Below are 11,970 nucleotides of genomic sequence, written 5' to 3'. Positions count from 1 at the left end.
ATGGAATTCTTCGATTCCTATAGCCGGCGTGCCCGGCTATTTCCTGCTGTAATCGGCGCCGCCCCGGCCTTGGCTTTGGCGTCGATTGCGATTCCATGGAACCAGCTCGGTGCGCCCCAAGTGATTGTCGGTCTGGGGATTGCAGTGCTGCTGTTCAGCTTCGCCGACATCGCTCGCCGGTTCGGATTGAGGGCCGAAAGAGCAATGTTCGCCGGCACCGGTGGCCGGCCGTTTCCGACCGTTCTACGTCATCGCGATCGGACAATCGACCGAGTTTCCAAAGTGAAATATCAGGCATTTCTTGCAGGAAAGCTGGGCGAGCATGCACCCACGCAAGCCGATGAGGAATTTAATCCCGCCGCCGCCGACAGCTTCTATTCTCGCTGCGGCAACTGGTTGCGGGAGAGGACCAGGGACAAGGCCGGGTTTCGCGTTCTATTCGAGGAGAACGTCACCTATGGATTCCGCCGCAATCTTTATGGCCTGAAGCCTTTCGGGTTGTTCATCAATTTTGCGGTCGTCCTCGCATGCTTCTGGTTCCTGCTGATGGCGAATGACGGCCACACGATCTGGACCCTTGTCGGGGTCCTCGTCTTTGCCGTGCTGCATGCGCTCTACCTGCTGTTTGCGGCCACCAAGAAGAGCGTGCTTGACGCGTCGAACCAATACGGCAGGCAGTTGGTCCTGGCCTGCGAAAGCTTGATGCCCTGAAGATTCCTAGAACGCCTTGTCCAACGAGGGTCATCGCCCATGCTATCGCCAACCGACGGGTAGAGCTTGGCGCTATTGAGGCGATGCGTAGTGGACGGTAGTTTCCCACCCCGACGCGGCCCTTTGACGCTTCATGGGCATGTGAACAGCTTACTCGCGCAGTATGCCACGATCGCAGAGTGTCTCACCACTCAATTCCAATCTGACAAGGATCGCCTTTCGGCCATTTCCACCGGCGGCCTTAGTGACACCCCGCCAGCGCCCGATCAAACGGTCACCGTCGGAAGTCAATATCGGCGATGAAGGATTGGCCTATTCGCAAACGGGCGCCGCGTGCATCGCTATCAAGGGTCGTTCCGGGCTGGAGATCGCGAAAGGCCGGAATAGCCTCTTGTATAAGGTCGTCCGACAGCGGTCTGCCCCGAAGCTCATCGAGGAACTTCACGCCCATTCCGTAGCGAACGATGATCGAGGAGGCCGAACGGCGCCCGATCCAAACCGGCGCCGGCAAGGCGATCTCGGCCTTTCGACCGCGATAGATCTCGCCTCTCGAACTGAAGCGCTCGCGGTCCGACCGGGTACGCAGTTCTTCCTCAGCTCTTGCGCGCTTTGCCGCCACAGTTTCTCGGCGCATCTCTTCCTGTCGCCCCTGCGATGGCCTGGAATTCGGGTAGCGGCCCGTGGGAGCGGAGAGCGCAGACGATGCCTCAGGGAAGCCAGCAAGTCGGAGCGAGCGAGCACCCACCGCCCGTGCGATGGCATCGTCGGCGAACACCATCTGGTCCTCGGTCACTTTGAAATCATCCGCCGCGGGCGGATCGATGATATGTAATCCACTGGCGTGCGCACTCCCCTCGACCCCGATGTAGAGACCGCTTGCCAGTCGCTGACCGGAATGACCAGGCGGAAACTGGATAGTTCGCTTCTGCGCTATCGCCCCAGTGGCCGGCGGTCCGGAACTGCCCAATTGCGCTTCGCGATATCCCCCCGACGTCTGCGTGCCCTTGCATTCGATAATATGCCAGATTCCATTGACGTCCCTCGCCACGAAGTCGGGCGACTTTCCGGGGCCACGCTTCTTGGGCTTGGCGGAGACTGCTCCCACCGATGCTGCAATGCGATCGATGAAGTAACGACCATCGGCGATGGTGGCGATATTCAACTTTCCCATGAGCCAATAGATCGGCACGCCCATGCCGAAATCGTCGCTCAGTATCGTTTTCTGATGGGGATCCAGCTCGAAGAAGGCCTTGGTCAGCCTCAGGTCAGGATCTTCCGCCACAGCATGCAGATACCGTACCCACGCCCAGAATTCGCTCAGCGACACGCCCGAAGCGTAGGATGGAGTCGTGAGATATCCTATCGTCAGGAGCAGCGCCGGTATGCTTAGGTCCCATTCTGTCGGCGAAGTACCGAACGCTGGTGGATAAGCTGGCAAGGCCGGAGGCGTTGGCCATGTACTTCTGTCGACCGTGACCCGCAACCCTCGCTCCATCCAAAGCTCCTTCTGAAGCCAGCAATCGACACGTGATGCGGCATTCCCCGTTCGTGGCCGCATATTCGCGTGATCGGCGCAACGCGCAACCCAATGGATGGAACGAAAGTTGCGAACCTATGCCCCGCTCGTCCACTTGCGGAACAAAACGGACGGCTCTCCCGTCCTACACATCCCCCAGCACCCCGAAGGCTTGGCGATATCGCTCGGGTAGGTCCTCTGTGGCCTCCAAGGCGGTCAGCAGGTGCTTGCACTGCCAAATCGACGAAATGGCCAGATGCTTGAGATGATGGCGAAACCGAGCAACCTTGTCATCCTCGTTCCGGGAATCCGGGTAGGTGTTGACGCAGCCATGTCCGCGTCTGGTAGACGGAAAACGCCAGCAGAGTGACCGAGACGGCGCGTCGCTGCCGTTAGCAACCGCTCGAGAATGAGGAAGGACAGGCAGTGCGCTGGAAGGGGTCAGGCCCCCGTTCACTTGCTATGCGTTAAAATGTGCATATATTGTGCGTATGAGAGGTCGGAGAATTGTCATGGTCCACGCACAGCTAGCACATTCCACGGTGATCTCGGGCTTTGTCGATAGCCTGCAGGAGCCGCGCACACCCTATATCTCGCCGAAGCGCCTGTCGCAGGCGCTGGGCGTGAAGGTTGCCAATTTGGCCCAGTTGACCGGCGTCCACCGCAACACGCTTCGTAACCCGTCATCGGAGCGCTTGCAGGGTCGGATGCGCGAAATGGTCAAGGTGATCTCGGCTGCGACGGAACTCACTGGCGACGTCGACAAGGCGATCTACTGGTATCGCAACGAACCTATCGCTGACTATAGCCATCGCACGGCGGCCGAACTCGTCGCCGACGGTCAGGTCGAAGCGGTTCTGGCGTTCATCCGGGATCTCGAGAATGGGGCGCGCGGGTGAAGGTCACCCGCGTCGGCCCGGACGAGACCTTCCATCGCTATCTGACACCCAAATGGGCTTTCCTGCCCACTAGCGGTGCAGGCGCGGCGATGGACGGCGGTCGTTTCAACCGGCCAGGGGTCGAAGCACTTTATCTGTCGCGTTCGACAAAGACGGCGCTTGATGAATACAAGCAGGGCGCCAGCATCACCCCGCCCGCCACCCTTGCGGCATACAAGATCACGCTCGCCGAGGTGGCCGACCTTTCGCAGGGGTTCGACCCGGACAGCTGGGACGGCGCCTGGAGAGAATGGGACTGTGCCTGGCGCCAGATCTCTCGCATCGACAAGAAAATCCCGCCATCATGGAAGCTCGCGGACCTGATCATCACGGCCGGGCTCCGCGGTATCCTGTTTCCGTCGCTGCGCCACGCCGGCGGCACCAATCTGGTGATCTTTCCGGCCAACCTTGTCGAAGGCGATCACGTCGCGGTCCATGATCCCGATCGGCGGCTGCCGCACGACCAGTCGTCCTGGCCGTAAACCTCCGACCGGAGCGTCGCAACACGCCAATCCATTTAGGCCGTCTCGTCTCCAGCGACATCGACCCTTTCTTCTTCCCCTTCGCCGTCCGCTTCCCTGCTTGCCAGCCCAACCGGAATATCACCGGCCAGCAGCTTTTCCTTCGACAGCAGCCCGGCGTCCTCGAGCGCCTCGAAATCCGGCAGTTGGCGCAGCGTGTCGAGCCCGAACTGCGACAGGAAGTTTTTTGTCGTCACATAGGTGTAGGGCGCGCCTGGCTGTGGGCTGCGCGGCCCCGAGGCGATCAATTCCTGCGCGCGCAGCACACCAATCAGATCGCGCGACACCTCCTTGCCGAAAAAGCTCGACAGTTCCGCGCGGGTGATCGGCTGGAAATAAGCAATGCACATCAAGACGAGCGCCTCTGCCTGCGACAGCTCTTTTTCGCCCTGGCCGCCTTGCTGGCCGAAGGCGGCGTGGATGGCGTCGCCAAAAACCTTTTTCGTCCGGTGCTGCCAGCCGCCGGCGACCGACACCAGCTCGTAGGGGCGGTCGGCGAGTTCGGCGCGGATGTCGTCGATGACCAGCTCGAGATTGCAGCTTTTGCCGACGACGCGCGCCAGCACCTCGCGTGACACCGGTTCATTTGCCGCAAAGATCACCGCTTCGACCCGGCTCATCCACTCGCGCCAGCGCAGTTCCGCCGGCAGGTGCTCAAGCTCGGTATCCAGCAGCGCCGGCTGTTCGTTCGACTTGCGGCGGGCAGACGCTTCGCTCATCGCTAGAGCCCGAACAGCCGGAAGGTGGCGCGGCCGGACAGCTCGCGCACCGCATCGAATTGCTGCAGGCGCTCGAACAGGCGGCGCGCCGCAAAACGCGACAGGTTTTTCGTCGCCAGCGATCCGGAGACGGCGTCTTCGTTGAGCAGCAAAAAGATCACGTCGCTCGCGCCCTTGGCACGCAGTTTTGGCGCCACCGTAAGCAGCTTTTCCGCGCGGCGCGACAGCTCGGTGGCCAGCCGGCAGGCATCGGCCGCCGCTTGAGCCAGCGCCACGCAGACCGCCCGCTCAAAGCCTTTTTCGCCGGGCCGGATACGCTTGCCGCTGCCGGTCTCTGCGCGGAAGGCCGGGCCAAAAACCTGCGCCATTAATAGCGGGAGCGGCCTCGGCCAGCCCAGGCCTTGTGCCAGCACCAGGTCGGCCAGCCACCAGGCAAGAAGCTCTGAGTTGGGGCGCATGGCAACGACGCGGGCCGCGATTGCCGCCGCGGCGAACGGCGCCGGTCGCGGCGACCTCGCCACTTCTTCGATCTCCGTGCAGATGTCAGCGAGAGCCGCGCCGTCCCAATGGAGGCCAAGCTGGCCGACGATCTTTTCGAGCCGATCGGCGCTGGCGGCGGGCGGGTGCACGGCCAACTGCCGCCAAGCGCCGAGGATAGCGCCCGCAGGGCCGGGATCGGTGCCGATCGGGCGCAGGTACCAGGCATCGCGCAGCGCGGCTTCCTCTTCAGCACGGCCGGCGAGCCGCATGCTGGCCGCGGCACAGCGAAGCGCCAGCCGTTGCCGCCAGGCCCCGGCCCAACTGGCTTGCGCGTGGGCGAGGCTGTCGAGGGTGCCCAAGGCGGCCCCGGCCTGGTAGGCGGCGCCGGCGTCGCTCGGCGCGCCGCCAGAGGCAAGTGCCCAGGCTGGAACGGTCGGCGGCGCGGCGGGGCTGGCGGGCAAGGGACTGGTGTTGTGGGGATCGAGGCGAATCATGGTTTGGAGCGTAGAGCGACCGTGCGCTTTGTGCCATGATTTTCGCATCAAAACGCACAGGCTGTCGCAGATGCAAAACGAATGATAATGTTGCATTATCGTTCAGTTCTGGGAATGTGCGGCATCAATCTGTACAACTTGACGCGTTGGACCCGAATCTGCTAGCAAAGGACCCGAATCTGCTAGCAAATTGCCAGCACAACACCAAAAATGGAAGAAAAGAGATGCCGCGCGCAGCCGTAGAGGACAGTCAGCGTATGTCGTTTCGCATCAAGCCGGCCGACAAGGCGGTGATTTTGCGCGCGACGCAGCTCGCCGGCGCATCGGGCATCACCGACTTCGTGCTGCGCACCGTGCTCGAGGCCTCGCGCGCGATCATCGCCCACAATGACAAGATCATATTGTCCGAACGCGATGGCATGCGCGTTCTTGCGGCGCTGGAGAACCCCCCCGCCCCCAATGCCAAACTGATCGCCGCCGCCAAAGCACTGCCGGCTGATCTATGAGCCTTCCCGACTGGCGGGAGGAGCCTGTTGCGCGCCAGGACCGCGAACGCTTCGATTGCGGCGATGATACCTTGAACGGCTTCCTGCGTACCCATGCCCGTAAAAACCATGAGCGCGGCGCCTCGAAAACTTTCCTGGCGATGAGCAAGGCGAGCGACGTCATCCTCGGCTTCTACACATTGAGTCCTGCGTCGGCCGAATTCGAGCGCGTGCCGGAGCGGCTCTCAAAAGGCCTTGGCCGCTACGAGGTCGGCGGTTTCAAACTGGCGCGGCTTGCGGTAGACCGGTTGGCACAGGGGCACGGGCTCGGCGGACATCTGCTGCTTGCCGCGGCGCTGCGGTGCATCCGCGCCGCGTCGGAGGTAGGCGGAACCCTGATGTTCATCGACGGAAAGGACGCCCGTGTCGCCACCTGGTATCGGACATATGGAGCCTTGGGGTTGGACGATCAACCGCTCGCGCTGTTTCTGCCGCTCGCCTCCTTCGAAGCAGCTCTGCGGAAGGCCGGGAAGGTGTGATGGCCAAGGACACGCGCAAATCGGCGGACGATCTACCCGACATCATCGAGATCGTGCGCGCCATGGGCGTTACCGACGACGATGCCGGCAATCCATCGGATGCGCCCTCCCCTCCTCTGCTTGCCGCGATGTCTGAAACCGATCGAGCCGACCGCCTTCCGGCTCATCTCGAGCAACTGGCCGGCCGGGCCCGCGATTATGTCGAGGCCGCAAGTTCTGGTAACACCCGCCGCGCTTATGCATCCGACTGGAAACACTTTTCCGGCTGGTGCCGCCGCCAGGGAGTCGAGATCCTCCCGCCCGATCCGCAAGCCGTTGGGCTTTACATCACCGCCTGCGCCTCCGGCAAAGTGAGTGGAGATCGCAAATCCAACTCGGTGTCGACGATCGAGCGCCGGCTCTCCTCGCTCACCTGGCATTATTCCCAGCGTGGCCAGCCGCTCGATCGCAGTGACCGGCACATCGCTACCGTCATGGCCGGCATCCGCAACACCCACGCCGCCCCGCCCCGGCAGAAGGAAGCCGTCCTGCGCGACGATCTGATCGCCATGCTGGAAACGCTCGACCGTGGCACGCTGCGTGGCCTGCGCGACCGCGCCATGCTGCTGCTCGGCTTCGCCGGCGGCCTGCGCCGTTCCGAAATCGTCGGCCTCGACGTCGGCAGGGAACAGACCGAAGACGGCCGCGGCTGGGTCGAGTTTTTCCCGGACAAGGGCGTGCTCGTCACTTTGCGCGGCAAAACCGGCTGGCGCGAGGTCGAGGTCGGCCGCGGCTCGTCCGACGCGACCTGCCCAGTCGTCGCCCTGCAGACGTGGCTGAAACTGGCCCGTATCGCGCATGGGCCGTTGTTTCGTCGTGTCACCGGCCAGGGCAAAGCCGTCGGTGCGGATCGCCTCAACGACCAGGAAGTCGCTCGCCTCGTGAAGCGGACGGCTTTGGCCGCCGGCGTGCGTGGCGATTTGTCGGAAGGCGAACGCGGTAAAAAGTTTTCGGGGCATTCACTGCGTGCCGGCCTCGCCTCCTCGGCCGAGGTTGATGAGCGCTATGTGCAGAAGCAGCTCGGCCACGCATCCGCGGAGATGACGCGCAAATACCAGCGCCGGCGCGATCGGTTCCGGGTGAATCTCACCAAGGCCTCCGGGCTCTGAAAAGCCCCTTTCGGCGTTCAGGGCTCAAGCGGCAACAATACCTCGTCGAGTACAGCGAGCGCTGTTTCCAGACTGTCGGCGGCCGACGCTTCGTAACCAGGCATGATCATCAACTGTGCAATGGCACGACCCACAAATTCTGGGTTTAGCTTTTACAACCGATCCTTGGTCCGAGAAACTTGCGCCGGGAATGCGCGCCGAGCGATGACCATGGGCTCCAACTGGAACCGTGCTGCAGCAGCCATATCGAAAATGTCACGCGGCTTGGCTTCCGACCCTCGGTAGTAGACCTTCTTGGCGATGATCTCAGGAATGGTGGCGAGCTGCACGGCCCATCCCTCAACTTCACGCATCTGGAAGGGATTTCGCGTCAGGGCTCCGGCAACGATGAAGTCGATCTCGCCGACGCTCTCGAAAACGAATTTCTGAAACCGAAGCCCATCGCCGTGATAGTCCGATGGCACCACATCAAACCGGAGGCGGCTTCTGGACGGGTCGATGACGCCGAGCAGTTGAGGGTCATCGAGGAAAATATCGATGTCATGGCTTTCACGATGACTGATCTGGATCATCATAGCGGTGCCGCCGCCAAAAGACCATTCGAAGTCGTAGCCGCCGGCATTCTCTCGAAGCTGATCTATCAGGTCGACGGCGATGCGAAAAAGCCGCCGCCATTCGGAAGGGCGCCGGCTATCCTATTCAGCCATTACGCAGCGAGGGGATAGCTCTCGCCGGACCAGGCAGAGAACGCAGCGGCAAAAGTCTTCAGGTCGGGGACCGGGATGTGGTGCACTACGGCGAATTCGACCTGCGAGGGGGGAACCTCACCGAGAAAGGCGCTAATATGGCCGGGGTGCTGTTTGGCCAAATCGAGGTCCGCTAGGCAATTCGCCAGCGCCGCGTCGTCCAGCTGTACGCTGTAGGGCGCGTTCACAGTCGTGAGTACGGATGCCAAATGGTTTCTCATAGTCTTAAGGTAATCTTTTCGGGCCGATGACACAAGGTGCCGGCGCCTTCGCCGTTGCAGGGTCGACAACAGTGCCTCCTTTTAAAGCGCCCTCCCCCGTCGCGCGCCGCCTGCCCTATAGAAGCGCCTGCGCAAGATCCACGCCCGCGACGACTGGCCATTGCCCCTCGGGAGTTTAGCGCGCGGACACCCATCTCTGATCGAGGCGATCGAGCACCACCCAGCCAAGAAAGCCCCCTTTATCGATGGCCCGCCTCTCCCGCCGATGTCTGTGTAAGATATCGGTGTTCAAGAAAGGAAGGAACGGACCATGAGCATAGTGATCCTCGGCATTGACCTGGGTAAGAACAGTTGTAGCGTTGTCGGCCTTAACGCGAGTGAGTCGGTTGTCGTGCGACCCGCGCCGGACGGCCAAAGCCGGCTCGAGCTATCCCGCTTCCTCACGCCGTCTGCCGTCGCAGGTCACCGCAACGCCCCGGTCAACGCCCTAGGTTACAGGCTAGGTAATCGATAACGATTCCTACGTTGTCCATCCGTTTGAGCGTCAGGTCCAATCTCAATGTGTCGGTGTGGCCTGGTTTAACAACGGCCCCCCCAGAATACCGGCGGCAATCCGGGCATGAGCCGCTCCTGTCCACAGCAGAAGCTTGGATCAAGGAGCGCGCCTCCATTTTACAATGGACTCTTGGACAATTCAGTGCATGGCGAATGTTGGCCATCTCTTTGCGTCCGAGTCGTGCACAAGCGCGGTTCGCGACTTCGGGATCGGCTTGGTGGTGCGATTTCTCTTGAGTTTACGGCCGTAAACGAGATCAGCGCTTAGTGCGTTAAACTTTCTTTAACTTTAAATTCCTTGCAAGATGCAGAGAATCGGGACTAAGTGCGATAAATTAGCCAATGCGGATCAAAAGTCGCACTTACGGGTTCCAGCTTATGAATATCGCATTCGACGCCGATAAGCCACTTCTCGATTTTGATAAGCTGATCCTTAAGCAAGGAGCGGCCCTTTCCAGCCGGCTTGAAAAGCATCGTCTCGACAACTTTCCCCCGGATGCGGTGAAAACACTTCGGCAGTTCCAGTTGTCTGAAGTCGCCTCCTACCTCGGAATCAGCCCCGGCTATCTGAAAAATCTATCATTGAACGGCAAAGGGCCACAGCCGACTGTCACTCCGACCGGGCGACGCTCCTATACTGCCGAGCAGATGCTGGAGATGCGCCATTATCTCGACCAAAAAGGGCGGTCGGATTCTCGCATGTATGTTCCCCTCCGCAAGGGTGGGGAGCATCTACAAATCGTAGCGGTCGTGAATTTCAAGGGCGGTAGCGGTAAAACTACCACTACTGCCCACCTTGCGCAGCATCTTGCGTTGACCGGCCACCGGGTGCTTGCAATTGATCTCGACCCTCAGGCCTCTCTAACGGCATTGCATGGCATTCAGCCTGAACTGGACCAACTCCCCTCGCTCTACGAGGCGATCCGGTACGATGAGGATAGGAAACCCATCAGCGCTCTGATCCGGAAAACCAACTTCCCTGGTCTCGACATTATCCCAGCCAATCTCGAACTTCAGGAATTTGAATACGATACCCCGCTTATTCTGGCCGAAAAAGGCACCCGAGATATCGGACGGATGTTCTTCACTCGGCTCGACGCCGCGCTTTCTGAGGTTGCAGACAAATTTGATGTCGTAGTCCTCGACTGCCCTCCCCAGCTTGGTTACCTGACGCTCACCGCCCTATCCTCGGCCACAGCGGTCCTCGTAACCGTCCACCCGCAGATGTTGGACGTGATGTCGATGTGCCAATTTCTGCTGATGCTTGGGGAGATACTTGATCCTATCAGGCGCGGCGGTGGAAACATGAGCCTCGACTGGATGCGCTATTTGGTCACCCGGTACGAACCGGGCGATGTCCCGCAATCGCAGATGGTTCACTTTATGAGATCGCTGTTCGGAGGCTTCGTCCTCAAGAGCGAGATGGTGAAATCCACCGCAATCTCTGACGCCGGAATAACCAAGCAGACCCTTTATGAGGTCGAAAGGAATCAACTCACCCGGTCAACCTACGACCGTGCGATGGAGTCACTGCATACCGTAAACGGGGAACTGATTTCGTTGATCCATAGAGCCTGGGGGAGGGCGATCTGATGGCAAGAAAGGGCATCATGGCAGGGCTCTTAGATGAAGGCCTCGACGAGAGCGCTTCACCTGTAAGCGCATCCGGTAGCAAGGGATCTGATGATGGGAACCCGGAAAGCAGTTCCCAGTTTACGGTCGTAAACTCAATTCCCTCCACGCCAGCAACATCGGTCGGAGCGCTGGGACGCCGCGGCGCGTTCGGGATGATGAGCCGCGCAGCCGACGAAATGGCTGCTAAGGTTGCAGCCGCCGAGGAGATTGAGAAACAACTGTTGTCCGGGACGCGGATCATCGCACTGGACCCCGATCAATTGGAAGCCTCCTTCGTCGTCGACCGCCTCGAAGATAATGACGATTCAAGCTTGAAGGAGTTGATCCAGGCTATCGGCGAAAGGGGCCAGGATAGCCCGATCTTGGTCCGGCCGGTACCAGAGTCCGAAGGTCGATACCAGATTGTGTTCGGGCATCGTCGAGCCAAGGCTGCGAAGGCGCTCGGCATCAAGGTGAATGCAGCGATCAAGCAGCTCTCCGATAGGGAGCACGTAATCGCGCAGGGACAGGAAAATACTGCTCGTGCCGATCTCTCGTTTATAGAGAGGGCGCTGTTCGCAAGAAAACTAGCCCAACAGTTCGACAATACGACGATCATGTCCGCGCTTGCGATCAACAAGACCGTGTTGTCCAAACTGCAGTCCGTAACCACCAATATCCCGGAGGCCGTAATCTACAAGATCGGCGCCGCTAGGGAGGTAGGTCGGGACAGGTGGTATGAGCTGTCAGTACTCTTCAAAAGCAGCAGCATTGATGGCCTTGAACAACTCCTTGAGCAGGATAACTTCGAGAAAGCTGTCTCTGATGACCGATTTCTTATGGTCTTCAATCTCGCGAAGAAACACCGCCGAACCGTGCCAGCCAACCAACAGAAGGTTCTAGCTGCTAAACCTTGGACCCCAAGGGATAAATCGGTAAGCGTCGTCGCCAAATCACGCCCCAACGATTTCTCACTCGTTCTTACGGAGAAACAGGCGAAGCCTTTCGGCGAATGGATTTCCAGCAATCTGGACGACCTCTATGAGGCGTTCAGACAGTCGAAACAGGAGAACTGAAACCGCAAAAGAAAAAGGCCCCCGAACGACGCAGTCGCGGAAGCCCTTCTCAACCTTTAGCAAGCTGAGAATCACATTTTCGCGAATCACTGTCAAGAGTCTTTGGCGTCGATTCGGCGAGCAGGTTTCTTTTGCCTGATTGAAAGGCGAAGGAAAAAATGGAGACGGGTATTGCAACGACGCCCTTTGGGCGGCGGCCGATGTCGC

At 60.2% G+C, this 11,970-nt stretch carries 13 protein-coding genes and 1 pseudogene; 9 read left to right on the top strand and 5 right to left on the bottom strand.

The window, feature by feature from the left end; all coding sequences use genetic code 11:
- Complete coding sequence (locus tag CKW40_RS37740) at window positions 1-711, top strand: hypothetical protein (protein WP_143748458.1); 711 nt, start codon at window positions 1-3, stop codon at window positions 709-711.
- Between the two features lie 274 nt (window positions 712-985).
- Here CKW40_RS37740 and CKW40_RS37735 read toward each other — a convergent pair whose 3' ends face one another.
- Window positions 986-2,038 (bottom strand): hypothetical protein, encoded by a 1,053-nt coding sequence (locus CKW40_RS37735; RefSeq protein ID WP_143748457.1) that lies wholly within the window; start codon window positions 2,036-2,038, stop codon window positions 986-988.
- A 701-nt stretch (window positions 2,039-2,739) separates the two neighbouring features.
- Here CKW40_RS37735 and CKW40_RS37730 point away from each other — a divergent pair.
- Together CKW40_RS37730 and CKW40_RS37725 are read left to right on the top strand one after the other, a co-directional pair.
- Complete coding sequence (locus CKW40_RS37730; RefSeq protein WP_095204745.1) at window positions 2,740-3,126, top strand: hypothetical protein; 387 nt, start codon at window positions 2,740-2,742, stop codon at window positions 3,124-3,126.
- Window positions 3,123-3,647, top strand: a complete 525-nt coding sequence (locus CKW40_RS37725; protein ID WP_095204744.1) for an RES family NAD+ phosphorylase — start codon at window positions 3,123-3,125, stop codon at window positions 3,645-3,647. The genes CKW40_RS37730 and CKW40_RS37725 overlap by 4 nt, the downstream gene beginning before the upstream one ends.
- Before the next feature lie 35 nt (window positions 3,648-3,682).
- On the opposite strand, the gene scpB is transcribed toward CKW40_RS37725, so the two are convergent.
- Window positions 3,683-4,405 carry an SMC-Scp complex subunit ScpB gene (gene scpB, locus CKW40_RS37720; protein WP_095204743.1) on the bottom strand — a complete coding sequence of 241 codons (723 nt, stop codon included), beginning with the start codon at window positions 4,403-4,405 and terminating at the stop codon, window positions 3,683-3,685.
- 2 nt (window positions 4,406-4,407) lie between these two features.
- A complete protein-coding gene (locus CKW40_RS37715) occupies window positions 4,408-5,379 on the bottom strand; it encodes a DUF1403 family protein (RefSeq protein ID WP_095204742.1) in 972 nt (323 codons plus the stop codon).
- 257 nt (window positions 5,380-5,636) lie between these two features.
- Between CKW40_RS37715 and CKW40_RS37710 the strand changes: the two genes are divergently transcribed.
- From CKW40_RS37710 to CKW40_RS37700, 3 genes are read left to right on the top strand one after another with little or no spacing between them, the layout of a single operon-like run.
- The gene (locus tag CKW40_RS37710) at window positions 5,637-5,885 is read left to right on the top strand and encodes a type II toxin-antitoxin system TacA family antitoxin (RefSeq protein ID WP_210200203.1); all 249 of its coding nucleotides are present in this window, start codon (window positions 5,637-5,639) and stop codon (window positions 5,883-5,885) included.
- Window positions 5,882-6,403 carry a GNAT family N-acetyltransferase gene (locus CKW40_RS37705; RefSeq protein ID WP_095204740.1) on the top strand — a complete coding sequence of 174 codons (522 nt, stop codon included), beginning with the start codon at window positions 5,882-5,884 and terminating at the stop codon, window positions 6,401-6,403. The genes CKW40_RS37710 and CKW40_RS37705 overlap by 4 nt, the downstream gene beginning before the upstream one ends.
- Window positions 6,403-7,551, top strand: a complete 1,149-nt coding sequence (locus tag CKW40_RS37700; protein WP_095204739.1) for a site-specific integrase — start codon at window positions 6,403-6,405, stop codon at window positions 7,549-7,551. The genes CKW40_RS37705 and CKW40_RS37700 overlap by 1 nt, the downstream gene beginning before the upstream one ends.
- Window positions 7,552-7,703: 152 nt before the next feature.
- Here the strand turns inward: CKW40_RS37700 and CKW40_RS37695 are convergent, their stop codons facing one another.
- Together CKW40_RS37695 and CKW40_RS37690 are read right to left on the bottom strand one after the other, a co-directional pair.
- The gene (locus tag CKW40_RS37695; RefSeq protein WP_280175428.1) at window positions 7,704-8,192 is read right to left on the bottom strand and encodes a nucleotidyl transferase AbiEii/AbiGii toxin family protein; all 489 of its coding nucleotides are present in this window, start codon (window positions 8,190-8,192) and stop codon (window positions 7,704-7,706) included.
- A gap of 65 nt (window positions 8,193-8,257) precedes the next feature.
- Window positions 8,258-8,506 (bottom strand): hypothetical protein, encoded by a 249-nt coding sequence (locus tag CKW40_RS37690; RefSeq protein ID WP_244571455.1) that lies wholly within the window; start codon window positions 8,504-8,506, stop codon window positions 8,258-8,260.
- Window positions 8,507-8,918: 412 nt separating this feature from the next.
- Between CKW40_RS37690 and CKW40_RS37685 the strand changes: the two are divergent.
- The 3 genes and pseudogenes from CKW40_RS37685 to repB all read left to right on the top strand — a co-directional run.
- A pseudogene (locus tag CKW40_RS37685) lies at window positions 8,919-9,014 on the top strand (VOC family protein); the annotation flags it as partial.
- A 437-nt stretch (window positions 9,015-9,451) separates the two neighbouring features.
- The gene (gene repA / locus CKW40_RS37680; protein ID WP_095204764.1) at window positions 9,452-10,666 is read left to right on the top strand and encodes a plasmid partitioning protein RepA; all 1,215 of its coding nucleotides are present in this window, start codon (window positions 9,452-9,454) and stop codon (window positions 10,664-10,666) included.
- Window positions 10,666-11,763, top strand: a complete 1,098-nt coding sequence (repB, locus tag CKW40_RS37675) for a plasmid partitioning protein RepB (protein ID WP_095204736.1) — start codon at window positions 10,666-10,668, stop codon at window positions 11,761-11,763. The genes repA and repB overlap by 1 nt, the downstream gene beginning before the upstream one ends.
- Window positions 11,764-11,970: the final 207 nt, after the last annotated feature.

The sequence above is a fragment of the Mesorhizobium carmichaelinearum genome (assembly GCF_900199455.1).
In the GTDB taxonomy this organism is placed as follows: Bacteria; Pseudomonadota; Alphaproteobacteria; order Rhizobiales; family Rhizobiaceae; genus Mesorhizobium; species Mesorhizobium carmichaelinearum.
This window is presented reverse-complemented; position numbering and strand designations above follow the sequence as displayed.